We start from the raw sequence: 25,181 nt of genomic DNA, 5'->3' as shown, positions 1-25,181 counted from the left end.
TGGTTATGCGGGGGGCTTGGCCTGACCATTGAGGCGCGACTCGGCATCCAGGGACACTAGTCGCGCTCTCGTTCCCCTGCGAGGATCGCTGCCAGAGCATCCGCGTTCAGCACATTGACCTTGCCGTAGCCAACGTCGATCAAGCCTTGGGCTTTCCATGCCTTCAAGAGCCGGTTCACGGTAGGACGGGAGACGCCCAGCCTGTCGGCAAGAGCACTCTGTGGCATGCGGATGCTGGGTTGGGCAGTGAGAAGCTGGGCCGCCAGCCGGCGTTCGAGCGAACGTGCCTGATTGGCTTCATTCCAGTTCAGGGTCTGCCGATAGCGTGAGTACACCAAGCGGGTGATGGCCAGCAGCGCCGCCGGGTTGGATGCAATCACGCGGTTGAAGGCGGCAGTCGAGACGACGGCGATCTTGCTACGTCCGTGGGCCACCGCGCTGAACGCCCGTGCCCGCGCATCCAGTAGCGGAACTTCCCCAAACCACTGGCCTGGTCCAAGCACCAGCGACAGCCTCTCGCTGAGCTGCATCGGCTCCAACGAGACCCGGACCGCGCCGCTGAGAATGCCGAACATGCATGCGGGGGAGGAGCCCAGATCAAAGATCCGCTGGCCCGCGACAAACATTCGAACCGACGCCTGGGAGAGAAAAATCTCTGCAATCTCTGGACTCAGGGTGCCATCGTCGGGCATGGCCGGGACCGTGGTCGAACTGTTCTGATTTTACAGTCTGGCGGGTTCAACGGGGGCACCATGCAGGCCTAATCCTTGGAGCACCAGCCATGTATGTGGGTCACTTTGCGATCGGACTGGCCTTGAAAGCGCGCTTTCCGAGTACCCCGACGCTTCCTCTCCTGCTGGGCGTCGGCTTCCTCGACATCCTGGACGGCATCTTCATCATGCTTGGCTGGGACCTGGTAACGCCCAACCTTGCTGCAGGCCCCTATCTGTTCTTCGACCTGACATTCATCGACTGGGATCATTCGCTGTTGGCGGCGGTCGTGTGGTCGGTTGTCTGGGCCGGTTTCTTCTGGAAAGACAGGCGCGTTGCAGTCCTGGCGTTCATCGCGTCCTTCTCTCACTTCCTCGCCGACTGGCCGATGCACAACAATGACCTGGCGCTTTTGCCGCATTCACAGACCCACCTTGGCCTGGGACTGTGGGGACGGCTGGGAACTGCCTCGTGGGTGGTCGAAGGAATCTTTGTTGCGGTGCTGGCCGCCTACGCCTGGCAGTCGGCGCGCAAGCGGGGGGTGAATTGGACTTGGCCGCTTGTCGTCTTGACGGTCGCATTCTTCAATCTCTCCCCGTGGCTGTCTCCGATGAAGCACATCGCCGTGCTGGACGAGCCGGCGACACATATGCTGCACGGCTTGCTCGTAACGCTGGGGTTTCTTGTGCCGGGTGCATTGCTCACGTGGCTCGTGAATCGTGAAGCGCGAAAGACACTGGTGTTGCATCCCTGATGACGCGCCCGGCAGCGGCAGTGGGCTCGGTCGCGTGTAGCGGTTGACTGGCGCCGTGCAAGGCGCTGCTCGGGGGGCAATCCATCGCGCGATCCCGCTGCGGTGGATGATTGGCAGACGACAGGTCCGGCTGCCAACGCGATGGCCCAGGTTATGCATAGGCTTCCTGCGAGGGTCCCATCACGCAGGAGGACGTATGCACGAGTCTTTCAAACAGGGCGCGCCGGCGGAATTGTGGCAGGCGTTGGTACGTGAGGCAGGGCAGCGGATTGCACAGCCGCTGGACGAATCGCGCGAGCATTATCTGGTCTTCGTGTTGCTGCGCCTGCAGCGCGATGCGCAACTGTTTTCGCGCACGCAGGCCCTGGCCTGGTTGCACGCGCAGGACCAGATCGGCAGTCTGCGGGCCGATGCATTGCGCGACATCGGAGATCAATGCCTGCTGATTGCAGGCCTGTTTCCCGGCATTGCGCAGCGTCGGCGGCTCAGCGTCGACTACTTCATCGAGCTGGGCCGCGGCGCGTATTTCGAAGTGGCCGACACGCGTTACAGCGATGCAGGTCTGTTCGCGCAGTTGGCCGCCACCTATCGCGAGTTGGTCCGCACGCTTGCGGCGCTGCGCCCGCCGCGCGAGTGGCAGCGCAGTCACGGCGGACTGCTGCATGCCTAGATAAGCGCCACTTCCGGGGCGGTCCTTACAGCTGTGGGGACCGCCCCGACTGCCAATCGCGCATGATGCGCTCACACTAAGTCCGCAACTGAGCGTTCTAGCCGACTGCGGACCGTTGTCTGATGGACCAAAGCACTGTGTCGTTGATCGCTGTCCGCGCGATCTGACAGTGCCATGTCGCATTGCGTGGGGGACACGCAATGCGACGCTCTCCAGGGGAAGGAATTCATGAAAGCATTTATTGCAGTGGTGATCTCGGCGCTGAGCGGGGCCGCAATGGCCAGCGACGTCCCGCCCGGTTATGCAGGCGTGGGCGGCATGACCTTGCAGGACATCGACCCGGCCATCTATGCCTATCACTACGACCACGGCTTCGTCGGCGAAGACGCGATGGGGTGGGATCCGGCGCTGCAGTTCGCCTGGTCGCGCATCGCTGCGGCCAAGGTCTGCGGCCAGCAGCCTGTCGAGCAGGACGCCCTCGTTGCCAGGCTGGTTGCGCAGTACGGCCAGGATGCGGCCGTGCATCAAGTCAACGGCATCGCATTTCATGAAGTGCAGATGCGCGCCTCCAGCGCGTTCTGTACCGCCACCCGTGGTGCCGAGGCGGTGGCAGTATTGCCCGCATTTGCCAACGGCGATTTTTCGACGGCAACGACCTATGCCGCGGCTGCAGTTGCCGGTACGCTGTCGGTCGCCGAGACACAGCAACAGCCCTCCGCACAAACGCAGGGTGATGCCGACGCAGTCATTGCACCATCGGCGGATTGGGCGTTGCAGCTGCCGTTGCATGCCAGCATGCGTGTGGGGTCCAACGGCCAGCCCAACGGCGACGAAATGTTGCGCGTGGTGCGGCGCGGGCACACCGGGGCAGTGGTGGGCCTGCAGATCGCCACCAGCCTGTTCACGCGCGGCGTCGCAGTGTCGGCCTTCGGCAAGGGGCAGCTGAAAGGCGAAAAGATGGAAGGCGTGGGCAATCCCGGTTATCAACTGCAGCGTGATGCGGTCAATGCGCGTCTGAAGAGCTACTTCACCGGGCATCCGGCAGCACTGCCGGCGGAGCCTTTCCCGCTGCAGGTCCTGATGTCCGATTGGCTGCTCGTCTACCAGAGCCTGGCCGATACCAAGTCGCCCTACGAGTTGCGCTACGCGGTGACGATCGGCGGTGAACGCTCCGGACTGTTGAAGCGCAAGGCGAGTCCGGTCAATCTGGACTGCGTGCCCACACCGCGCACCGCATCGCTCGAGGAGTGGGAGGCAGACGACTACGTGCTGGTCAAGCAGGCCGCACAGGCCTACAGCGAGGAATGCGCCGCAAAATTTGCCGAGCAGTTACCGCAGTGGTTCCCGGATAGAGAGACAGTTGCCACCTCCAACTGAGGCAACGCGTGATGCCGCAGGATGGCGCCTGCATCTGGGAAGAGCTACCAAAACTGCTGCGCCGCCGTCAGGCGGGCACGGCCGGTGCTCGGAATTCTCATGCACCACTCTCAACATCGCGGGTCTGAGCGCGCCGTCCGCACTCACCTGATGACCGCACGCTACGTTGCGTTAGCCGCTGGAAGTGCGCTGCGCGCATCCAGCTGTATCGGCGTTCTCTGCCGACATACCCTGCTCGAAGGCGAAGTACCGACAGCGCATGTGCCTGAAACAAGAATGCCCGGGAACCCCGGGCATTTTGTTATGGATTACGCCAGCGGCGTATTGGAAATGATCTCCACCCAGTAGCCGTCCGGGTCCTTGATGAAGGCCAGGTGCTTCATGCGGCCGTCTTCCAGGCGTTTCTGGTACGGCACGTTGAGAGAGTCGAAGCGCGCGCAGGCGGCGTGGATGTCGGGCACCGAGATGCAGATGTGGCCAAAGCCGCGTGGGTCGCTGTTGCCGTCGTGGTAGACCGGGCCGTCCTGGGTTTCGGTGCCGTGGTTGTGGGTGAGTTCGAGCACGCCGGGGATGCCGGCCATCCACAGCCGACGCGCGGCATCGTCGTCGGGGATCGCGGTGCCGTCCGGCAGCAGGGCCAGGAAGTACAGGCTGAACTGCGCATCTGGAAAATCACGTGCGTCCAGCAAGCGGAAGCCCATTACGCGCGTGTAGAAATCCAGCGAACGCTGCGCATCCTTGACGCGCAGCATGGTGTGGTTGAACACGAAACCGGCGGTGTCGGCAGGCGCGGCGCTGGCGCCGGGGACGTGTTGCAGGTCGGTCAAAGGCATTGCGGTCTCCTCGATGGAATGCGGGGGCAGGTCAGGCTGCACTGGACGTGGATGTTAGCGGGGCAATGGTTGTCGGTATGTCTGCACCGTGCGCGTCGGCGGTCTGGCGTCGCTCTGTGGTCGATCGTGCGACAGCGCGACCTGCCTTGTTCAAGGTCGTGGCATGGGCCTGCATCCGAGTCCGAACGGTCAGGCCCATGCGCACAGCGGTCGTCTCAGAACCAGATGCGTAGGCCGGCAACAAACCGGCTGTCGCGTGCAGGCTCATCGTCGATCGCGGCGCGGCGGGCGGTGTCGCCGAAACTGCGGCTGTGCACCCAGCCGATGTAGGGGGCGAAGCGGCGGGTGATTTCGTAGCGCAGCCGCAGGCCCACCTCGACCTGCTCCAGCCCGCTGCCGACGCCGCGCCGGCCATCGTCGGTCAGGGCGATATCGGCTTCCACGCGTGGTTGCAGGATCAGCCGGTTGGTGAGCAGCACCTCGTATTCGCCTTCCAGGCGTAATGCCGCGCGGCTGCCGCTGCCGACATAGAGCGTGGCTTCGGTCTCGAACTTGTAGGGCGCCAGGCCCTGCACGCCGAAGGCGGCCCAGCTGCGCTGCTCACCCGCTCCGATGTCCTGACGTGCGCCGACCAGCAGGTCCCACCACGGCGAGATGGCGTGGCCATAGAACGCTTCCACCGATGCGGCCTGCGTGCGCCCGTCCTGCCGCTCGCCTTCGCTGCGCAACCAGAGCCGGTCGATATCGCCGCCGATCCAGGCGCGTGCTTCCCAGTCCTGGCCACTGCCGTGCGTGGTGTCGAAGGTTTCCAGTCGATCGAGCAACACGTAGTGATTGATGCCTGGCGCGTGCATCGCATGGTGCTGCAAGGGGGCGAATGCCGCCGCGATCTCCTCGGCAGTGGGCTCGGGGATCGGCGTACGTGGCAGTGCGCCGGTGCCGGGCGATGCCGGCGTTTGCGTCACCGCTTCGGCATGCGGCGCGTGCTCCATGTCGGAGTGATCCATCGCCCCATGCTGTTGCCCGTGCTGCATCGACGCATGATCCATCGATGCGTGCTCCATTGCATCGTGGTCGCTGTCTGCCTGTGATTGCCGGGCGTGGTCCAGTTGTGGATTTGCAGAGGTCTGGTGTGCGGCATGCTGGACATCGGCGTGCTGCATGCCTGCGTGGTGCATCGATGCCGGCGCTGCCGAAGCGTCGGACTGTACCGGGCGTTGCGCGGGCATGCTGTCAGCAGCCTTTATCGATGCTGATGCAGTGCGGGAGTGCTGCGCGTGCTGCATCTGCGCATGATCCATCTGCATCGCCTCTGCGCTCTGCTGCGCAGATGGCGGCGATGCCTCCGTTGCGATGGATGTCTGCGGCTGGGTAGCCGTAGCCTGGTCGGCCATCTGCATTGCATGTGCGCCATCGACGTGCGCGGACGACTCCATCGCCGCATGCTGATGCTCCTGTGCAGTGGCCGATGCGCTCAGCAGCAGTGCGAGCAGCGCCATGTATTGCGTCCGTGGCGTACTCATGCCTCCACCCGCACTTCGCGCATCATGCCCGCTTCCATGTGGTACAGCAGATGGCAGTGGTAGGCCCAGCGGCCCAATGCATCGGCGCGGACGCGATAGCTGCGGCGTGTGCCGGGCGGCATGTCGATGGTGTGCTTGCGCACCTGGAAATTGCCATCGGCGTCTTCCAGATCGCTCCACATGCCGTGCAGGTGGATGGGGTGCTGCATCATGGTGTCGTTGACCAGTACGATGCGCAGCCGCTCGCCGTACTGCAGCCGTAAGGGCTCTGCCGAGGCGAAGGCGATGCCGTCGAACGACCAGGCAAATTTTTCCATATGCCCGGTCAGATGCAGTTCGATCTCGCGCCCGGGTTCGCGCCCATCCGGATCCTCGAACAGGCTGTGCAGGTCGGCGTAGCGCAGCACTCGGCGGCCGTTATCGCGTAGGCCAACCCCGGGATCGTCCAGGCGCGGTGAAGTGGCATTGCTGCGCATGTCGATCAGCGGGTTGCCGTCTTCGCTGGCGGGGTGGTGCGGCGTCTTGCGCTGCGCATCGCCGCTTGCATGCCCGTGCATCTGCGCGGCCTGCATCGGCATTGCCATCGCGTGTGCCGCATGCGGGTCGCTGTGCGTCGTGTCGGCGCCGTGCATGGCGTGACCCGCATGCGCCATGCCATCGCCGTGCCCCATGTCCTGCATGCTGAGGATCGCGCGCGGATCCAGCGCGGGAATCGGTGCCTGCAGCCCATGCCGCACCGCCAGCGTGCCGCAGGCGAAGCCGGTGCGGCCCATGTCCTGCGCGAACAAGGTAAACGCGTCCTGGCCGATGGGCTCGACAAGCACGTCGAAGGTCTCGGCCGCCGCAATGCGCAGCTCGTCCACGCTGACCGGATGCACGTACTGGCCGTCGGCGGCCACCACGGTCATGCGCAGGCCGGGGATACGGATGTCGAAGTAGGTCATCGACGAGCCGTTGATGAAACGCAGCAGTACCTTCTCGCCTGGCCTGAACAGGCCGGTCCAGTTGCCGGCCGGGGCGACGCCGTTGAGCAGGTAGGTGTAGGTGTTGGCGTTGACGTCGGACAGGTCGGTCGGGGTCATGCGCATGCGCCCCCACATGCCGCGGTCGGCCAGGGTTGCGCGCAGGCCGTCGTCGCGCGCGTCGCGCAGGAAATCGCCCGCCGTGCGCTGCGCGTAATTGTCGTGGCTGGGCATCTGCTTGAGCCGCCGGAACAGCGCGGCCGGGTCCAGGTCGGTCCAGTCCGAGAGCAGCACCACATGCTCGCGATCGTGCCGGTACGGCGGTGGTGTCAGCGGATCAATGACGATCGCACCGTACAGGCCGGCCTGTTCCTGAAACATCGAATGGCTGTGATACCAGTAGGTGCCGGACTGGCGCAGCGCGAAGCGGTAGTGGTACTCCTGGCCCGGCGCGATGCCGTCGAAACTCATCCCCGGCACGCCGTCCATGTTGGCCGGCAGCAACAGGCCGTGCCAGTGCACCGAGGTGGGTTGGTCAGCCAGCGCGTTGCGCACGCGCACGCTGACCGTGTCGCCTTCGCGCCAGCGCAGCGTAGGGGCCGGCAGGCTCTGGTTGACGGTGATAGCGGGGCGGCGGCGCCCGGTGAGGTTGACCGGCATGCGGCCGATCTGCAGCGTCTGGCTGCTGCCGCGCAGGACCGGCGTGCTCACCGGGTTGGACGCACGCGCATCGCTGCGCCACAGGCCGGTGGTGGCGGCAACACCGCCCAGGGCAAGGCCTTGCACGAAGCGGCGTCGACTCAGGCCGCCGTTGGAGGGTGGATCGAAACAATTGGGATCGAAAGACATGACATCTCCGCTGCGGCCCACCGATGAAGGCGGACGCATCGCATCGCTTAGAAACCCCGCGCAGCAAGCGCGCGGGCCCGATGACGGCCAAGGCCGTCAGCGCTCAGGCGATGGGAGGTCGAACCGGTTGTTCGGGCACCGGGCTGCTGCGCCCTTCGGCCAGGGTGGCAGGCAGGGTGGCGCGGCCAGGCAAGCCGGCGGGCACCGCAGGCAGGGTCAGCAAGGCGAGGCTGCAGTGCTGCAGGCAGTCGCAGCTGCCCAGCTTGCAGCAGTCGGCCGCGTGCGCGTGCCGGGTTTTATCGGGGGGATGCGCCGCAGGGGGGGGCTGCATGTCGGCATGGCACGGCATCGCGGCCGACACGGGCGCGTGCGCCATCGACGCGGTCGCAACCGTCCCGGCCGACGCCATCTCCGGCATCGCCATGCCCACCGACGCCCACGCGCCGGTGGCCGTATTGGCAACCAGGCACAGGCACAGCAGCAGGCGGAGCAGGCAACGCAGCACGGGCAGTCAGGGCGGGCAGTCGGGTGCGACGAGCATAGCACCGGCTCCCAGCTGTCCGCCCGATGACCCGCCCGCCGTGGCCGCACGCCCGGCAGCGGTAGAATTGGCGCTTCCTTCGCCGCACAGTCCTGCCATGTCGCAGCGCCAGTGGGTGGCCGCCGCCATCCAGAAGATCGAGGCCGATTTCAACCGTTCGGCCGACACCCATCTGATTCCGATGGACCTGCCGGGCTTTCCGGGCATCGACCTGTATTTCAAGGACGAGTCCAGCCACCCGACCGGCAGCCTCAAGCACCGGCTGGCGCGCTCGCTGTTCCTGTACGCGCTGACCAACGGCTGGCTGCGTGCCGGGCGGCCGGTGATCGAGGCTTCCAGTGGCTCGACCGCCATCTCCGAGGCCTATTTCGCGCGGCTGCTGGGGGTGCCCTTCATCGCGGTGATGCCGGCTTCGACCTCGCCGGAAAAGATCGCCGCGATTCAATTCCAGGGCGGCCGCTGCCACCTGGTCGAACGTGCCTGCGATCTGGACAGCGCCTCGCACCAGCTCGCGCGCGAGACCGGCGGCCACTTCATGGACCAGTTCACCTACGCCGAGCGCGCCACCGACTGGCGCGCCAACAACAACATCGCCGAATCGATCTTCAAGCAGCTGGCCGAGGAGCCGCATCCGATTCCCGACTGGATCGTCTGCAGCCCCGGCACCGGCGGCACCAGCGCCACGCTCGGCCGCTATGTGCGCTACCGGCGCCACGCCACCCGCATCCTCTGCGCCGACCCGGAAGTGTCGGTGTTCTTCGACGGCTATTGCCGCGCGGTGGACGGGCAGTGCCCCAAGGAGCTGGCCATCACCGGCGGCTCGCGCATCGAAGGCATCGGCCGCCCGCGGGTGGAGTCCAGCTTCATCGCTAGCTGCGTGGACGTGATGATCAAGGTGCCCGACGCCCTGAGCCTGGCCGCCATGCGCCATGTCAGCGCCACGCTCGGCCGCCGCGTCGGTGGCTCCACCGGCACCAACTTCGTCGGCGTGCTGCAGGCCGCCCAGCGCATGCGCCAGGCCGGCCGCAGCGGCTCCATCGTCACCATCCTCTGCGATGCCGGCGAGCGCTATGCGCACAGCTATTACGACCCGGCCTGGTACGTGGCGCGCGAGATCGACGTCACCGACAGCGATGCGGCCATTGCCATCGCCGTCAACGGCGGCGACCTGCCTGCGCTGCCTTGTGCGGCGCTGGAATGATCGCCATATCCGATCAGCTGCTGGCAAAACCGCTGCGTCTCGCAGCGTCTGCCAGCCCCTCGCCCTGATTCCTGATCCAGTCCACCGCCGGAGCGCCCCATGACCAACCCGCTGCTCGACCTGTCCGGACTGCCGTCCTTCGATGCGATCCGCCCCGAACACGTGGGCCCGGCAATCGACCAACTGCTGGCCGAGGCCAAGGCCGCGGTGAAAGCGGCCGAGCAGGTCAGCCCGGTCAGCTGGGACAGCTTCGTGGTGCCGCTGGACGATGCCACCGAGCGGCTGTGGCGCGCCTGGGGCCAGGTCGGCCATCTGCAGGCGGTGGTCAACACGTCGGAACTGCGCGAGGCCTACAACAGCAATCTGCCCAAGCTCAGCCGCTTCGGCAGTGCGCTGGCGCAGAACCTGGCGCTGTATGCGCAATACAAGGCGCTGGCCGAAGCGCCGGAAGCGGCGCACTACGACGCCGCGCGGCTCAAGGTGCTGGAAAACGCGCTGCGCGATTTCCGCCTCGGCGGTGCCGAGCTGGATGACGCGTCCAAGGCGCGGTTTGCGCAGGTCCAGGAAGAACTGTCCGCACTGGCCGCCAAGTTTTCGCAGAACGTGCTCGATGCTACCGATGCATGGTCGTACGTGAGCGAGGACGCAACCGAGCTGTCTGGCCTGCCGGCCGAGGTGGTCGCCGCTGCACGCGCGGCCGCGGAAAAGGACGGCGTACCGGGCTGGAAGCTGACCTTGCAGATGCCGTGCTATCTGCCGGTGCAGACCGATGCGGACAATCGTGAGTTGCGCGCGCGGCTGTATCGCGCCAACGCCGAGCGCGCCTCCGAGTTCGGCGATGCCGCGCTGGACAACAGCGCTAATATCGATCGTATCCTGGCCCTGCGCGCCGAACTGGCGCAGCTGCTCGGGTTTGCCAGTTACGCGGAGTATTCGGTCGCCACCAAGATGGCGCAAAGCCCGGATGAAGTGATGGGCTTCCTGCGCGATCTTGCGGTGCGCGCCAAGCCGTATGCGCAACGCGACCGCGCCGAGCTCGAAGCCTTTGCCCGCGACGAACTTGGTCTGGACGAACTGCAGGCCTGGGATCTGGCCTACGCCTCCGAGAAACTCAAGCAGGCGCGCTACAGCTTCTCCGAGCAGGAGGTGAAGCAGTACTTCACCGAGCCCAAGGTGCTGGCCGGTCTGTTCGATGTGATCCACAGCCTGTATGGCCTGACCGTCAAGCCCGACCGCGCGCCGGTCTGGCATGCGGATGTGCGCTTCTATCGTCTGGAAGATGCGCAGGGCGAGCTGGTCGGCCAGTTCTATCTGGACCTGTACGCGCGCGAAGGCAAGCGTGGCGGCGCGTGGATGGACGATTGCCGCAACCGCCGCGACACCGCCAACGGCGTGCAGACGCCGCTGGTGTATCTGGTGTGCAACTTCGGCCGCGGCAGTGGCGATACGCCGGCCACGTTCCGGCATGGCGAAGTCACCACGCTGTTCCATGAAATGGGCCACGGCCTGCATCAGTTGCTGACCCGCATCGGCGAGTTGGGCGTGGCTGGCATCAACGGCGTGGAATGGGACGCGGTGGAACTGCCGAGCCAGTTCATGGAGAACTTCTGCTGGGAATGGGAGCGCGTGCAGGCGATGACCGCGCACGTGCAGACCGGCGAGCCGCTGCCGCGCAACCTGTTCGACCGGCTGCTGGCCGCACGCAATTTCCAGAGCGGCATGTTCACCGTGCGTCAGCTGGAATTTGCGTTGTTCGACATGCAGCTGCACAGCAGCTTCGACCCGACCCAGGACAATGTGCTGCAACTGATCGAGCGCGTGCGCGACGAGGTGGCGGTCAACCGCCCGCCGGCATGGAATCGCTTCCCGCACCAGTTCAGCCACATCTTCGCCGGCGGTTATGCAGCCGGTTACTACAGCTACAAGTGGGCCGAAGTGCTCAGCGCCGATGCCTACGCTGCCTTCGAAGAAGCGCCTGAGCAGGTGGCCGACACCGGCGCGCGCTTCCGCCATGAAGTGCTGTCGCGTGGCGGCAGCCGCAGCGCGGCCGACAACTTCCGCGCCTTCCGTGGGCGTGCGCCGAGCATCGACGCATTGCTGCGGCACAACGGCATGGCTGGCTGAACCGGGAGTGGGGAATCGGGATTGCGGAGTGGCGAGAGCGATCTCTCCGCACACCGATCCCCAATTCCCAATTCCGCGCGGCGCCCGGCGCCGCGCCGTCACACCCGGCCGAACACCAGCGCCGCGTTGGTGCCGCCGAAGCCGAAGCTGTTGGACATCACCGTGTTCAACGTGGCGTCCTGGGTCTGTCGCAGGATCGGGAAGCCGCCGGCGCGCGGGTCGAGTTCGTCGATATGCGCCGAGCCGGCCATGAAGCCGTCGCGCAGCATCAGCAGGCTGTAGATCGCCTCGTGCACGCTGGCCGCGCCCAAGGAATGGCCGGACAGCGCCTTGGTCGAGGACAGCGGCGGGACGTTGTCGCCGAACACCTCGCGCACCGCGCCCAGCTCGGTCACATCGCCCAGCGGCGTGGAGGTGCCGTGCGTGTTGAGGTAGTCGATCGGCTGCGTCAGGCCCTGCATGGCCATGTGCATGCAGCGCACCGCACCTTCGCCGCTGGGCGCGACCATGTCGGCGCCATCGGAAGTCACGCCATAGCCGAGCAGTTCGGCATGGATGCGTGCGCCGCGCGCGATGGCGTGGTCATAGTCTTCCAGCACCAGCATGCCGCCGCCGCTGCCGATGACAAAGCCGTCGCGCTGCGCATCGTAGGGCCGCGAGGCCACGGCGGGGCGATCGTTGAAGCCGGTGGACAGCGCGCCCATCGCATCGAACATCACGCTCATGGTCCAGTGCAGTTCTTCGCCGCCGCCGGCGAACATCACATCCTGCGCGCCGTGCCGGATCAGGTCCGCGGCCGCGCCGATGCAATGCGCCGAGGTCGCACACGCGGCCGACAGCGAATAGCTCAGGCCACGGATCTTGAACGCGGTCGCCAACGAAGCGGAGACCGACGAACACATCGTGCGCGGCACCATGTACGGGCCGACCTTGCGCACGCCACGGTTGCGCAGCAGATCGGCGGTTTCCACCTGCCACTGGCTGGATCCGCCACCGGAGCCGGCAATCAGGCCGGTGCGCAGGTCGCTGACCTGCTCGGCATCCAGTCCGGCATCGGCGATCGCATCGCGCATGGCCAGGTAGGCGTAGGCCGAGGCATCGCCCATGAAGCGTTTGAGCTTGCGGTCGATCAGGCTGTCCAGATCCAGCGCCACCGCACCGCCGACCTGGCTGCGCAGGCCGGCGTCGGCATGATCGGGCAATGCGGTGATGCCCGAGCGGCTCTCGCGCAAGGCGCTGGAGACGGTGTCCAGATCATTGCCCAGGCAGGAAGTGATGCCCATTCCGGTGACGACGACGCGATGCATCAGAAATTCTCCGTTGAAGTGAACATGCCCACGCGCAGATCGTTGGCCGTGTAGATTTCGCGCCCGTCCACCAGCATGCGTGCATCCGACTGGGCCATCACCAGCTTGCGGTTGATCACGCGGCTGATATCGATTTCGTAACTGACCAATTTCGCGCTCGGCAACACCTGGCCGGTGAACTTGACCTCGCCGCAGCCCAGCGCGCGGCCGCGGCCCGCTGCGCCGATCCAGGTGAGGAAGAAGCCGGTCAGCTGCCACATCGCGTCAAGGCCCAGGCAGCCGGGCATCACCGGGTCGTCGATGAAGTGGCAGCCGAAGAACCACAGGTCCGGGCGCACGTCGAGTTCTGCGCGGATCAGGCCCTTGCCATGCGCGCCGCCGCTGTCGTTGATCTCGGTGATGCGGTCGAACATCAGCATCGGGTCGTTGGGCAGGCGGGCACTGTCGGGTCCGAACAATTCCCCGCGCGCGCTGGCCAGCAATTGGTCGCGCGAGTACGCACTTTGACGAGTCATGACGAACGTTTCCTGCAAGAAGCGAAAGGCGAGGCCGTCAAGGGTGCATGAGGGCGCGCGGTTCAATCAAACGTTTTATCCGTACGCATGCGTGCTGTTTTCAGCCGGTTGCGCAGTGCGGCAAGCGTGTGTTGCAGACAGGATCCAACGCGGATGACGGCATTCAGCGGAACGCGGTCAGGCATGCCTGCTCGGCGTGGATCGGCACCCGAACAGACGCAGCAGAGCGTCCCGCCAGCGCTTGCGTCCGTTCGCGCCCGGGCGTGCGCCTTGGCGCGGCGCAAGACGTGAGACGCGGCTGATTTATCATGGCCCGACGCTTTCGGAGAGATGCCAGCTTGATGCGCAAGATCGTGCACGTGGACATGGATGCGTTCTACGCGTCCGTGGAGCAACGTGACGATCCATCGCTGCGCGGCAAGCCGGTGGTGGTGGCCTGGCGCGGTGCGCGCTCGGTGGTGTGCGCTGCCTCGTACGAAGCGCGCACCTACGGCATCCGTTCGGCCATGCCGGCGCTGCGTGCCGAGCGCCTGTGTCCGGACGCGGTGTTCGTGCCGCCGGATTTTGCGCGCTACAAGGCGGTGTCGCGGCAGGTGCGCGAGATATTCCATCGCCATACCGATCTGGTCGAACCGCTGTCCCTGGACGAAGCCTACCTGGATGTCACGCAGGCCAAGACCGGCATGCAGCTGGCCACCGAAATCGCGCAACTGATCCGCAGCCAGATCCGCGAGGAAACCCAGCTCACCGCATCGGCCGGCATCGCACCGAACAAGTTCCTGGCCAAGATCGCCTCGGACTGGCGCAAGCCCGACGGGCAGTTCGTCATCGCGCCCAGTCGCGTCGATGCGTTCCTGCTGCCGCTGCCGGTCAACCGCATTCCCGGCGTGGGCAAGGTGATGGATGGCAAGTTGGCGGCATTGGGGATCGTCACCGTCAGCGATCTGCGGCTGCGTCCCCTGGAAGAATTGCAGGCGCATTTCGGCAGCTTCGGGCAGAGCCTGTACCGCCGCGCACGCGGCATCGACGAGCGCCCGGTCGAGCCGGATCAGGAGGTGCAGTCGGTGTCCTCGGAAGATACCTTCAGTGAGGACATCGCGCTGGAGGCACTGGATCCGCACATCCTGCGCCTGGCCGAAAAGACCTGGCTGGCCACGCGCCGCACCGAGCGGATCGGGCGCACCGTGGTTCTCAAGTTGAAGACCTCCAACTTCCGCATCCTGACCCGCTCGTACACGCCAGATCAGCCACCGGCCTCGCTGGAGGCATTGGCGGAGATCGCGCTGGCGCTGACCCGGCGCGTGGAGTTGCCCGATGACACGCGCTATCGCCTGGTCGGGGTGGGATTGAGCGGTTTCAGCGACGCGGAAGAGGGCGCAGTGCAGGGCGAGTTGTTCGGCGATATGCCGCCGGCGCAGTGAGCGCGGGGCGGCATGGTTGCTGTACCGCGGCCGCGGCGTGTGGTGCATGCAGCGATGACTGCACCCATGCATGCAGCCACGCATGCATCGGCCGTTCGCACCACGCCACGGTGACGCGCCCTGAATCCCGCAGCTCGTACACTGCAGGCCGCTCCCCCAACGAGACTGTGCGCATGTTCCCGTATCCGCTGGTGATCTTCGACCTGGATGGCACGCTGGTGGACAGCGCGCCCAATATCGCCGAAGCGCTCAATGCCACCTTGCAGGAACTCGGGCTGCAGCAGTTCAGCGAGGCGACGATCCGCAGCTGGATCGGTGAAGGCGTGCACGTGCTGCTCGCCACCGCCTTGCGCGAAGCCGGCGGCACCCACGATGCCGATACCGAGATGCCGCTGATGATGCGCCACTACCAGGCCAGCCTGCTGCATAACCCGCAGCTGTATCCCGGTGTTGCCGAAGCATTGGCCGGCCTGCGCGAGGCCGGCGCCACGCTGGCGCTGTGCACCAACAAGCCAGCGCGCTTCATCGCACCGCTGCTGGAGCACCTGGACATCGCCGCGCATTTCAGCAGCGTGCTCGGTGGCGATTCGCTGCCGCAGCGCAAACCCGATGCAGCGCCGCTGCTGCACCTGGCCAGGCAGTTCGGGCACACACCGCAGCAATGCCTGATGGTCGGCGATTCGGCCACCGATGCGGCGGCTGCAAATGCCGCGGCAATGCCGCTGGCGATGGTGCGTTACGGCTATCTGCGCGGCTTCGATGTGCAGAGCGCCGGTGCCGTGGCCATCATCGATGACATGCGGCAATTGCTGGCGCTGAAGTAAGACGCGCAGTGTTGCCAGCGCGGATGCGGGCGTCGTCCACATCGCGGTGAAGCATCCAATGCCACCATCGGCTGGCGGCGTTTGTCGCCTTGAATGAAGGTCTTTCGCACGCTGTCCGCATCGTCGGCCAGCTAACGCGTACTGTTCCCCACCGGTGCGCGGCATTGGTGACGTCTGCGCTGCCGGAAGCGGCAATGCCTGCGTGCGGCCGTGCCAGCGCAGCGTTCCGATTTGAGAATGAATCGCATCTGTGTAGAATGCGCGGACACGCTTGACTGCGTCAGCGCCGCGCACGCGCGTTGTGCGCGGCGCTGCATGCATCACCCCCATCGTGTCACCTCAAGCCGTCGCCAGAGGTCCATCTCCTGTCGAGAGGTTTGAGAATGTCCGCATCACGCCGGTCATGGATGTCTGCGCCTGCACGTCGTCCCGTGTTGTCCCACCGTCAGCTGGTGCTGGCCATTGCTCTCGGTTGCGGCAGCTGCATCTGCAGCGCATCCGCCGAAGATGTTGCAGCCGAGCCGCAGTCGCTGGACACCGTGCACGTCACCGCCGCGCAGATCGCACGCCAGGCCTTGGGGTCATCGGTGATCACCGCCGAAGACATCGAACGGCGCCCACCGGTCAACGATCTGTCGCAGTTGCTGCGCACCATGCCGGGCGTCAACCTCACCGGCAATAGCGCCTCCGGCCAGTACGGCAACAACCGGCAGATCGATCTGCGCGGCATGGGCCCGGAAAACACGCTGATTCTGGTCGATGGCAAGCCGGTGGGATCGCGCGATGCGGTGCGCATGGGCCGCAGCGGCGAGCGCAATACGCGCGGCGACACCAACTGGGTGCCGGCCGAAGCGGTGGAGCGCATCGAAGTGCTGCGCGGCCCGGCCGCGGCACGTTACGGCTCCGGTGCCTCCGGCGGTGTGGTCAACATCATCACCAAGAAGCCGACCGGCGACCTGACCGGCTCGATGACGGTATTCGGCCTGGTGCCGCAGCACAGTGCCGAAGGCGGTGGCCAGCGTGCCGGCTTCCAGCTCAGCGGGCCGCTGAGCGACACGTTCTCGTTTCGCCTGTATGGAAACCTCAACAAGACCGATCCGGATTCGCTGGAGCTCAATCGCCGCTTTGCCAGCAGTGCCGCCGCGGTGCCGCCGGCCGGGCGCGAGGGCGTGCGCAACAAGGACATCAATGGCCTGCTGCGCTGGGATCCGATGGAAGGCCAGGTGATCGAACTCGATGCCGGCTTCAGCCGCCAGGGCAATCTGTACGCCGGTGATCGTGCGGTCAGCGCCGATGGCCTGGCCGGTGCCGATCTGGGCGCACTGTTCGGCAGCGAAACCAACACCATGATCCGCCGCACCGCCTCGCTGACCCATCGCGGCACCTGGGCGCTCGGCACCTCGCGCCTCACCGCCGCCTATGAAGGCACCGACAATACCCGCCTCAACGAAGGCCTGGCCGGCGGCCCGGAAGGCTCCATTGCCGCCAGCCTGCTCAATTCCACCGCCACGCTCGACAACCTCAATATCGACGGCGAGTTCAACATGCCGTTGCAGGCCTGGGCCGAGCAGGTGCTGACGCTGGGTTTCGAGCGCCGCCAGAGCCGCCTCAGCGATGCGTATTCGATGTCGCAGACGGTGAGCGCCGGCGGCGGCTTTCCCGGTCTTGCCAATGGCACGCGCAGCCCGCGCAGCGAGGCCACGCTCAGCGCGGTGTATCTGGAAGACAACATCTACGCCAGCGAGCGGCTGACGCTGACGCCCGGTGTGCGGCTGGATCACCACAGCCAGTTCGGCAACAACCTCAGCCCCAGCCTCAACGTGCAGTACAAACTCAGCGAAGACTGGTTGCTCAAGGGCGGCATCGCGCGCGCCTTCAAGGCGCCCAACCTGTACCAGTCCAACGCCAATTATCTGTATTACACACGCGGCAATGGCTGCCCGGTGCTGTTCCCCAATCTTGGTTCGGGCTGCTATATCCAGGGCAACGACAACCTCGATCCGGAGACCAGCATCAACAAGGAGATCGGCATCGAGTGGGCACCGCAAACCGGTCACCACGCCTCGCTGACGTACTTCCACAACGCCTACGACAACAAGATCGTCGCCGGCATGACGCCGGTCGGTATCACCGCCGACCGGCGCGGGCAGGTATTCCAGTGGACCAATGCATCGGAAGCGATCGTGCAGGGCGTGGAAGGCAATCTCACGTTGCCGCTGCTGGGTGAGCAGGGCCGCGAGCTGAAGTGGAACACCAATGTCACCTACATGATCGAGAACAAGAACACCGCGACCGATCAGCCGCTGTCGGTGATCCCGGAATACACCGTCAACACCACGCTGGATTGGCAACCGACCCAGGCCTTGTCACTGCTGCTCACCGGCACCTTCTACGGCAAGCAGGAGTCGGCCACGCAATCGAGCACCAGCGGCGGCGCCATCGCCCCCGACACGCGCGACCCTTACGATCTGTGGGGCGTCAGTGCGCGTTACCGGATCACCCGCAAGGTCAGCGTGGGCGTCGGTGTGGACAATCTGTTCGACACCCGTCTGTTCCGCGAAGGCACCAACAACACCGGCGGCGCGGCGGGTGCAGCCACTTACAACGAACCCGGGCGCGCGTATTGGGCGAGCCTGAGTTTCGGTTTCTGACAGCGACGCGGTGCCGCGTGCGAACGTGCGCGCCGCAACAGGAGAGTGCAATGACCCGACAGCATCGTTGGCGGCTTGCGTGTGCCGCTGCGCTGATGTGGATCGCCGGCGCTGTGCCGGCGTTCGCACAGCCGGACCTGAGCCGCACGATCGGCAGCACCGTCGCCGATCGTCCCAGTGCCTCGTATGTGTTCAGCGCGTTGCGCCTGGATTCGGCCGATGGCCAGCGCCATTACCGCGTGCGCATCGCCACCCCCAAAGCTGCGCCGCCGGCTGCGGGACATCCGGTGGTGTATCTGCTGGATGGCAATGCCGCGCTGATGGAGCTGGATGAGCGCCTGCTCGACAGCCTGACCACCCACGGCGATGTGCCGGTGCTGGTGTTCATCGCCGACGACAGCGCATTGCGCATCGATGCGGTGGGGCGCAGCCTGGACTACACGCCCGCGCGCTATAGCGACGGGCGGGTGGAAACCGATCCGCTCGACCCGCAGCGCAGAACCGGCGGTGCGGCGGCGTTCGCGCAGCTGATCGCAACAGGCATTCGCCCGCAGGTGGAAGCGCGCGTGGCGGTGGACCGTCAGCGGCAGACGCTGTGGGGCCATTCGTATGGCGGATTGTTCGTGCTGCAGGTGTTGCTGACGCAGCCGCAGCTGTTCCAGCACTACGTCGCGGTCGACCCGTCGCTGTGGTGGGGCGATGGGTTTGTCGTCCAGCAGGCGCAGCGTGTGGTCGACCATGCACGGGAGGGTTCGGCAGGCACGCAGCCATCCAGGCGTCGGCTGACGCTGATGGCAGGCGAGGGCGCACCACCAGCGAACAAGGCAAAACCGGATCGCCCGGGGCGGCCGCGCGCAGATCCACAGGCCGCCCGACGCCTCGTTGCGCTGCTGTCGTCGTTACCCGGCCTCACCGCCGACTATCAACCGCTGCCAGGCCTCAGCCATGGCCAGACGTTGGGCGCATCGCTTGCGCCAACGTTACAAGCCGCAGCGATGCGTTGATGAAGTCAGATCAAGCAAGCGCTCGAAGATAAACCGCTCTCTACATCGACAAGCATGCTGTTGCTGGTCGCAGCGCTGGCGCCATGCGCATGCAGCGGTGACACCTCGGCGCAGGCACTCAATCGTCGCGCGTTTCGCTCAGGTCCGCAGTGTCGTCGTCTGCTTGGCCCATCTCACCGTGCGTATCGTCGTTGTCGGCGCGTGCGTAGTGCACGGTTTCCACCGGTCCACCGACCGCGCGGCCGCGCACCGGCAGCAGCGCACTGGCTGCTTCGTATTCGGCCAGCAGCGCATGCCGGCGCGCTTCCGGCACGTCCTGCCAATGGCAGTCGGTCAACGCGCCTTCCAGCGAATACAGCAGGTTGAGGCTGGGCTTGAAGCCGGCGCGGCGCACTTTGACGAATGCGCCCACCGCGCCCACCGCCTGCAGATCCTGCTGCGTGCGCAGGCCGACCTGGCGCAGCCACGCCGCACTTTTCGGGCCGATGTTGCGCAGCCGTTCGGTGGTCACGTCAGCGCGCCGACAAAGATCTGGGCAATGGCTTCCAGGCCGCGCTGATCGTCGGCGTCGAAGCGATCCAGCTCCGGGCTGTCCAGATCCAGCACGCCGATCAGCGCATCGCCCTTGACCAGCGGAATCACCAGCTCCGAGCGCGAGGCCGAATCGCAGGCGATATGCCCGGGGAAGGCATCCACGTCGGCAATGCGCTGACTCTGCCGGGTACTGGCAGCCGCGCCGCACACGCCCTTGTCCAGCGGAATGCGCACGCAGGCCGGCAAGCCCTGGAACGGCCCCACCACCAGCTCGCGGCCGTCGTAGAAATAGAAGCCGGCCCAGTTGAGCGACGGTAACGCATTGAAGATCAGCGCGGCCAGGTTGGCGGCATTGGCGATCCGGTCCGGCTCGCCATGCACCAGGGCCTGGGCCTGGGCGGTGAGCTGGGCGTATTGTTCCGGCTTGCTGCCGGTCAGCGAAGAGGTTGCGAACATGGGCGAAGTTTAGCAGCGGCCATCCGCAGCGGCATTGCGACTCAGCCGCGCGTTCGGATCCGCACGCTATGCTGCGCCCCCTCCACGGCAACCGCGGCGCGGCCGCAGGAACACACGCATGCAGCTTCCGGCGTTGTATGTCACCGGCACCGACACCGGCATCGGCAAGACCATGGCCAGCACCGCGCTGCTGCACGCACTGCGCAGGCAGGGCCACACGGCGGTCGGCATGAAGCCGGTGGCCAGCGGTTGCGAGCACACGCTGCAGGGCTGGCGCAACGAAGATGCGCTAGCGCTGCAGGCCGCCAGCGCCCCGCAACCCGATTACGCCACCCTCAATCCCTATGCCTTACCGGCACCGCTGGCGCCGGAACTGGCCGCCGCCGATGTCGGCGTGAGCCTGTCGCTAGAGCCGATCGCCCAGGCCTTCGCGCAATTGCGCGCGCAGGCCGAGGTGGTGGTGGTGGAAGGTGTCGGCGGCTGGGCTGCGCCATTGAGTGCCGATCTGGACCAGGCCGATCTGGTGCGTGCGCTCAAACTGCCCGTGGTGCTGGTGGTCGGCATCCGGCTGGGCTGCATCAATCACGCGCGCCTGACCGCCGCGGCGATCGCTGCCGACGGGCTGGACTGCATCGGCTGGATCGCCAACGAGGTCGACCCGCAGATGGAGCGCATCGAGGAGAACATCGGCATGCTGCGCCAGCGCCTGGCGATGCCGTGCTGGGGCCGGATCGGCTGGCGGCCGGGCGCCGATGCCGCGGCGCAGTCGCTGGGGCTGCACGTACCGGTCTGAGTGACGTTGGCTATCTGGCGACCGCGTCACTGCGACGCGGATCGCCAGATGCCGTCCCAGCCTTGCGCGCCGCCGGGGACTCGCACTGCGTCCCGGCGTTTCCAGTGCACTCGCGCCGCGATAGCACCTGGTTAAATTGGCAGCACGCGCAATGCGCAGACAATAAAAAAGCCCGACAGAGGGAGGGATCTGTCGGGCCGGATTGCATGGGGGGAGGGACCCATGCAAAGACGCTGAATTTTTTGTTGGCGCTTACGTGCGCCGGGTCTTGCCTTTAGCGGCCTGCTCGCTGTTGGCCTCGAACTGCTGCTTGGCCAGTTGGCCGAGCGCATCGGATGCCTTCAATCCCAGTCCAACCACTTCCTGATTCACCGAAGCCAGCCGTTCCAGGTTGTCGCGGGCCAGTTGCAGCCCCTTCGGCCAGAGCGTCTGGTAGGCGCCAAGGTCGCGGGCCTGGGCAAACTCACCGAAGAAGCTGGTGGTCGCACTGACGTTGCGTTCGAGCGTCTTCAGCTGCAGGCCAAACGCGTTTTCCGCGTGTTCCATCGCCAACTGGTTGGCGCGTGCCGCTGCAGAGGCAAAGCTGTTGAAGCCGTTTTCGAACTGCGCCGACATTGCGAACCCCTTGGGGAAGGCTGTGACCGTTGTTGCGTTGCAGCATACGCGGATATTGCTGCGATGCAACACGTTTGCTGAAAATTTCCGAAATCGCCTGCAAAGCGTTTTGAAATCAATCCATTATCCCTACAGTAGAAACGGCAAAGCCGCCCTGAAGGCGGCCTTGCGTCACACCACTGCGCTGCGCGATCAGCCGCGATAGCGGCAGCCGGAGGTGCAGGTTTCATGCACCACGATCTCGCTCAGCTGCGGCAGCGCCGGCTTGAGCTGGTTCCAGATCCAGATCGCCAGCCGCTCGCTGGTCGGGTTTTCCAGCCCCTCGATGTCATTGAGGTAGTGGTGGTCCAGGCGGTCGTAGATCGGCTGGAAGGCGGCCTTGATGTCGCCGAAATCCATGATCCAGCCGGTCTCGGCACCGGGTTCGCCGCTGACATGCAGCTCGACCCGGAACGAATGCCCGTGCAGGCGGGCGCACTTGTGGCCGGGCGGCACATTGGGAAGCCGGTGCGCGGCTTCGAGCGTAAAGACTTTGAAGATATCCATGCGCGCCATTGTAAGTGCGCCGGTGCCTGCCGGGCTGACCCGATCGCCGCGACACAGCGTCTCTGCGCCCTGGCGTGGCATCCGCAACGCGGGGTTGGTCGCGTTGCGCCGGAGCGCCGCACCCGATCGGCCGCACAAAGTCCGACGCGCGCTCTACCGCGTCCGGTCAGCGGCGTGTGTCACCGCGCGTCATATCTCTATGCAGATCTGTAATTTTTGTTAATCGATTGCGCATGGCCCACTGCAAAACCCCCATTCATGGATGCCGTGCGTGAAGCGCCCGATGCCTTATCTGCTGTCTGCTGCCGTTCTGTCGGCGCTGATTCCCCTTGCCCATGCCGACGACGCGACACCCGACACGGGCAAGACCCTGGCCACCGTCAGCGTCACCGGCTCCAATATCAAACGCACCGACAGCGAAGGCCCGAACCCGGTGCAGGTAATCGACCGCCAGCAGCTGGAGCAGTCCGGCAAGGTCACCGTGGCCGACGCGCTACGCTCGATCTCGGCCAACACCGGCAACGCCACCAACGAAACCACCAACAACGGCTGGGCGTCCGGCTCGGCGGGCATCGGCCTGCGCGGGCTGTCGCAGAAGAACACCCTGGTGCTGCTCAACGGACGCCGCCTGGCCAACTACGGCTTTCCCGCCAATGGCCTGGGCGACACCTTCGTCAACCTCAACGCATTGCCGCTGGTGGCGGTGGAACGCATCGAAGTGCTCAAGGACGGCGCCTCTGCCGTGTACGGCTCCGATGCGGTGGCCGGCGTGGTCAACATCATCACCCGCCAGGATTTCCAGGGCGCAGAGCTGGGTCTGAGCGGCGGCACCTCCGATCAGGGCGGCATGGATACCCAGCGCGCCAAGTTCATCGGCGGCATCGGCGATCTTGACCGCGACGGCTACAACATCCTTTTCAGTTTCGACGCCTACAACCGCGACCGGCTGGATCAGGACCAGCGCGCGCTGACCCGCTCGGGCATCTACACCGACCTGCCCGGCGGGCGCTGGAACGGCTGGTCGGCCAAGGGCGCGCGCTATCTGGTCGGCGGCCGCTCGGTGCCGATGCTGGATGCGCAAGGCAACTGCCCCAGCGGCACCGTGCTGACCGCCAGCGCGCCGATCGACGGCCTGGCCGGCGACACCTGCGGCTTCAACCAGGCCCCGTTCACCACGCTGATTCCCTCGACCAAGCGCTATCAGGCCTACACCAACGCCACCTTCCGGCTCAGCGACAATGTCGAAGCGTTCGGCGAGGCGCTCTACAGCGAGGTCAAGGGCGTGTCGATCTTCGGCTCCAGCCCGTACTTCACCCTGGAGGGCGGCCGCTTCGCCTTGAACGCCAGCAGCGGGCTGGCCGAGCCGGTGTCCAACCTGCTGCCGGCCTCCAGCCCGTACAACCCGTACGGCACTGCGGTGCCGATCGAATACACCTTCTTCGACCTGGGCCAGACGGTCAAAACCAATCGCTCGCAGTCCTACCGCTTTCTCGGCGGCGTGCGCGGCAAGACCGAGCGCTGGGATTGGGAGGCGGCTGCGTTCGCCGCACGCAGCACCGAGCACGAAACCGTGTCCGGTGGCTTCGCCAACCGCTTCACGCTGGCGCAGGCGCTGGCTGACGGCAGCTACAACCTGCTCGACCCGTCCGCCACGCCGCAGTCGGTGATCGACGGCATCAACCTCAGCACGCTGCGCCCGGCGCAATCGACGCTGCGCGGCGTCGATGCCAAGGTGTCCGGCAACCTGTTCGAGCTGCCTGCCGGCAGCGTCGGGTTCGCTGCCGGCGCCGAGTGGCGGCAGGAGGAACTGGTCTCGCGCAATCCCTGGCAGATCGACCAGGGCCTGCAGATCCGCCCCGCGATTGCCGCGGTGGATGGCGAGCGCAGGGTGTCGGCGCTGTATGCCGAGGTCAACCTGCCGCTGCTGCGATCGCTGGAACTGCAACTGGCCGGGCGCGGCGATCACTACAGCGATTTCGGCGAGGCGTTTTCGCCCAAGGCCAGCCTGCGCTGGCAACCGCTGGACGCCGTACTGGTACGCGCGGCCGCCTCGCGCGGCTTTCGCGCACCGTCGTTGTCGGAGAATGCGGCCAGCACCAACATCTCCTACGGCTCGGTGGTCGACCCGTTCGATCCGGACGTGCCGGGCTCGCGCCAGAACCCGACCTTCTTCACCGTCGGCAACACCGCGCTCGAACCCGAGCGCACGCGCAGCTACAACCTGGGCGTGGTGCTGTCGCCATGGGCCGACACCAGCCTGAGCGTGGACTGGTACAAGATCGAACTGGAGAATCTGGTCGGCACCGGCAACAACGCCACCATCGTGCAGAACAACGACCCGGCCGACGTGATCCGCAACGAGCGCGGCACGCTGGTGGCGGTGTACAACCGCTACCAGAACCTCAGCGAGCTGACGACCTCGGGGATCGATGTCGAACTGCGTCAGCGCTGGCGCACCGAGGCGGCCGGCAACTTCGGCCTCAATACCGCCTACACCCATGTGCGCGATTACCGCCGCCCCACCGTGGTCGGTGGCACGTTGCAGGATTACGCCGGCAGCAATCTCGGCCCGTCGCTGCCACGCAATAAGGCCACCACCACGCTGGACTGGAACCTGGGCACCGTCAGCGCCGCACTGACCTGGTACTACACCGGCGGCTACGACCAGAAGGCCAGCGCCGCGGCCACTGCCGTGCAGTCGCGCGTGGGCGACTACAACCAGTTCGACCTGTACCTGGGTTACACCGGCATCGACAAGCTGACCCTGTACGCCAAGATCGAGAACCTGGCCGACAAGCAACCGCCGGTCGACGCCTCGTTCCCGGGCATTCGTGCGCCTTACGACTTCACCCAGTACGACCTGCGCGGGCGTTATTTCACCGTGGGCCTGGACTATCGATTCTGACCGGCATACGCACAGCCCATGCACGCCCGTGCGATGGTGCGTGCGTGCTCCAGCGTGCTGTCTCA

22 protein-coding genes and 1 other RNA gene are annotated in these 25,181 nt (G+C 65.9%); 12 read left to right on the top strand and 11 right to left on the bottom strand.

Annotated features, from left to right (window positions below; translation table 11 throughout):
* Positions 1-56: 56 nt before the first annotated feature.
* A complete protein-coding gene (locus ABQY64_RS17535; RefSeq protein WP_349780389.1) occupies positions 57-692 on the bottom strand; it encodes a Crp/Fnr family transcriptional regulator in 636 nt (211 codons plus the stop codon).
* 89 nt (positions 693-781) lie between these two features.
* Between ABQY64_RS17535 and ABQY64_RS17530 the strand changes: the two genes are divergently transcribed.
* The 4 genes from ABQY64_RS17530 to ABQY64_RS17515 all read left to right on the top strand — a co-directional run bounded on the left by ABQY64_RS17530 (position 782) and on the right by ABQY64_RS17515 (position 3,689).
* Positions 782-1,465: a hypothetical protein gene (locus tag ABQY64_RS17530; protein ID WP_349780388.1), complete on the top strand. Its 684-nt coding sequence runs from the start codon at positions 782-784 to the stop codon at positions 1,463-1,465.
* Between the two features lie 196 nt (positions 1,466-1,661).
* Positions 1,662-2,135 (top strand): hypothetical protein, encoded by a 474-nt coding sequence (locus tag ABQY64_RS17525; RefSeq protein ID WP_039518789.1) that lies wholly within the window; start codon positions 1,662-1,664, stop codon positions 2,133-2,135.
* Positions 2,136-2,363: 228 nt separating this feature from the next.
* Complete coding sequence (locus ABQY64_RS17520) at positions 2,364-3,512, top strand: hypothetical protein (protein ID WP_349780387.1); 1,149 nt, start codon at positions 2,364-2,366, stop codon at positions 3,510-3,512.
* 99 nt (positions 3,513-3,611) lie between these two features.
* A non-coding RNA gene (locus ABQY64_RS17515) (sX9 sRNA) lies at positions 3,612-3,689 on the top strand.
* A gap of 131 nt (positions 3,690-3,820) precedes the next feature.
* On the opposite strand, the gene gloA is transcribed toward ABQY64_RS17515, so the two are convergent.
* From gloA to ABQY64_RS17495, 4 genes are all read right to left on the bottom strand, one after another.
* Positions 3,821-4,345 carry a lactoylglutathione lyase gene (gene gloA / locus ABQY64_RS17510; protein ID WP_349780386.1) on the bottom strand — a complete coding sequence of 175 codons (525 nt, stop codon included), beginning with the start codon at positions 4,343-4,345 and terminating at the stop codon, positions 3,821-3,823.
* A gap of 215 nt (positions 4,346-4,560) precedes the next feature.
* The gene (locus ABQY64_RS17505) at positions 4,561-5,868 is read right to left on the bottom strand and encodes a copper resistance protein B (RefSeq protein ID WP_374151312.1); all 1,308 of its coding nucleotides are present in this window, start codon (positions 5,866-5,868) and stop codon (positions 4,561-4,563) included.
* Complete coding sequence (locus ABQY64_RS17500) at positions 5,865-7,700, bottom strand: copper resistance system multicopper oxidase (RefSeq protein WP_349780452.1); 1,836 nt, start codon at positions 7,698-7,700, stop codon at positions 5,865-5,867. Before ABQY64_RS17500 ends, ABQY64_RS17505 begins: the two co-directional genes overlap by 4 nt.
* 82 nt (positions 7,701-7,782) lie before the next feature.
* The gene (locus ABQY64_RS17495) at positions 7,783-8,184 is read right to left on the bottom strand and encodes a CopL family metal-binding regulatory protein (RefSeq protein ID WP_349780385.1); all 402 of its coding nucleotides are present in this window, start codon (positions 8,182-8,184) and stop codon (positions 7,783-7,785) included.
* 133 nt (positions 8,185-8,317) lie between these two features.
* Here ABQY64_RS17495 and ABQY64_RS17490 point away from each other — a divergent pair, with 133 nt between their 5' ends.
* Positions 8,318-9,421 carry a PLP-dependent cysteine synthase family protein gene (locus ABQY64_RS17490; protein ID WP_039525304.1) on the top strand — a complete coding sequence of 368 codons (1,104 nt, stop codon included), beginning with the start codon at positions 8,318-8,320 and terminating at the stop codon, positions 9,419-9,421.
* Positions 9,422-9,520: 99 nt separating this feature from the next.
* On the top strand, positions 9,521-11,545 hold the full coding sequence (locus ABQY64_RS17485; RefSeq protein WP_349780661.1) for a M3 family metallopeptidase: 2,025 nt from the start codon (positions 9,521-9,523) through the stop codon (positions 11,543-11,545).
* Positions 11,546-11,643: 98 nt separating this feature from the next.
* On the opposite strand, the gene fabB is transcribed toward ABQY64_RS17485, so the two are convergent.
* Both fabB and fabA read right to left on the bottom strand, forming a co-directional pair.
* Positions 11,644-12,852, bottom strand: coding sequence for a beta-ketoacyl-ACP synthase I (gene fabB / locus ABQY64_RS17480; protein WP_349780660.1), 1,209 nt, complete (start codon positions 12,850-12,852; stop codon positions 11,644-11,646).
* The gene (gene fabA / locus ABQY64_RS17475; protein ID WP_039522501.1) at positions 12,852-13,367 is read right to left on the bottom strand and encodes a 3-hydroxyacyl-[acyl-carrier-protein] dehydratase FabA; all 516 of its coding nucleotides are present in this window, start codon (positions 13,365-13,367) and stop codon (positions 12,852-12,854) included. The genes fabB and fabA overlap by 1 nt, the downstream gene beginning before the upstream one ends.
* Positions 13,368-13,708: 341 nt before the next feature.
* Between fabA and dinB the strand changes: the two genes are divergently transcribed.
* The 4 genes from dinB to ABQY64_RS17455 all read left to right on the top strand — a co-directional run bounded on the left by dinB (position 13,709) and on the right by ABQY64_RS17455 (position 19,267).
* Entirely contained in the window at positions 13,709-14,788 is a 1,080-nt protein-coding gene (gene dinB, locus ABQY64_RS17470; protein WP_039525307.1) for a DNA polymerase IV, read from the top strand.
* Between the two features lie 173 nt (positions 14,789-14,961).
* Positions 14,962-15,612, top strand: coding sequence for a phosphoglycolate phosphatase (gph, locus tag ABQY64_RS17465; RefSeq protein ID WP_115511622.1), 651 nt, complete (start codon positions 14,962-14,964; stop codon positions 15,610-15,612).
* Between the two features lie 407 nt (positions 15,613-16,019).
* Complete coding sequence (locus tag ABQY64_RS17460; RefSeq protein WP_349780664.1) at positions 16,020-18,263, top strand: TonB-dependent siderophore receptor; 2,244 nt, start codon at positions 16,020-16,022, stop codon at positions 18,261-18,263.
* A 95-nt stretch (positions 18,264-18,358) separates the two neighbouring features.
* On the top strand, positions 18,359-19,267 hold the full coding sequence (locus ABQY64_RS17455; protein WP_349780663.1) for an alpha/beta hydrolase-fold protein: 909 nt from the start codon (positions 18,359-18,361) through the stop codon (positions 19,265-19,267).
* A gap of 118 nt (positions 19,268-19,385) precedes the next feature.
* Here ABQY64_RS17455 and ABQY64_RS17450 read toward each other — a convergent pair whose 3' ends face one another.
* Together ABQY64_RS17450 and ABQY64_RS17445 are read right to left on the bottom strand one after the other, a co-directional pair.
* Positions 19,386-19,778: a TfoX/Sxy family protein gene (locus ABQY64_RS17450; RefSeq protein ID WP_102580578.1), complete on the bottom strand. Its 393-nt coding sequence runs from the start codon at positions 19,776-19,778 to the stop codon at positions 19,386-19,388.
* A complete protein-coding gene (locus ABQY64_RS17445; protein ID WP_024938377.1) occupies positions 19,775-20,257 on the bottom strand; it encodes a GAF domain-containing protein in 483 nt (160 codons plus the stop codon). Before ABQY64_RS17445 ends, ABQY64_RS17450 begins: the two co-directional genes overlap by 4 nt.
* A gap of 118 nt (positions 20,258-20,375) precedes the next feature.
* Between ABQY64_RS17445 and bioD the strand changes: the two genes are divergently transcribed.
* On the top strand, positions 20,376-21,050 hold the full coding sequence (gene bioD, locus ABQY64_RS17440; protein WP_349780659.1) for a dethiobiotin synthase: 675 nt from the start codon (positions 20,376-20,378) through the stop codon (positions 21,048-21,050).
* 252 nt (positions 21,051-21,302) lie between these two features.
* Here the strand turns inward: bioD and ABQY64_RS17435 are convergent, their stop codons facing one another.
* Positions 21,303-21,665, bottom strand: a complete 363-nt coding sequence (locus tag ABQY64_RS17435) for a phasin family protein (RefSeq protein WP_039518815.1) — start codon at positions 21,663-21,665, stop codon at positions 21,303-21,305.
* Between the two features lie 192 nt (positions 21,666-21,857).
* Positions 21,858-22,211 carry a 6-carboxytetrahydropterin synthase QueD gene (gene queD / locus ABQY64_RS17430; protein ID WP_039529685.1) on the bottom strand — a complete coding sequence of 118 codons (354 nt, stop codon included), beginning with the start codon at positions 22,209-22,211 and terminating at the stop codon, positions 21,858-21,860.
* A 283-nt stretch (positions 22,212-22,494) separates the two neighbouring features.
* Between queD and ABQY64_RS17425 the strand changes: the two genes are divergently transcribed.
* Positions 22,495-25,116 (top strand): TonB-dependent receptor, encoded by a 2,622-nt coding sequence (locus ABQY64_RS17425; RefSeq protein ID WP_349780658.1) that lies wholly within the window; start codon positions 22,495-22,497, stop codon positions 25,114-25,116.
* Positions 25,117-25,181 lie beyond the last annotated feature (65 nt).

Source organism: Xanthomonas sp. WHRI 7065 (assembly GCF_040203115.2).
Lineage (GTDB): Bacteria > Pseudomonadota > Gammaproteobacteria > Xanthomonadales > Xanthomonadaceae > Xanthomonas > Xanthomonas arboricola.
Note: the sequence above shows the minus strand (reverse complement) of the source record. Positions and strands in the feature narration are given on the sequence as shown.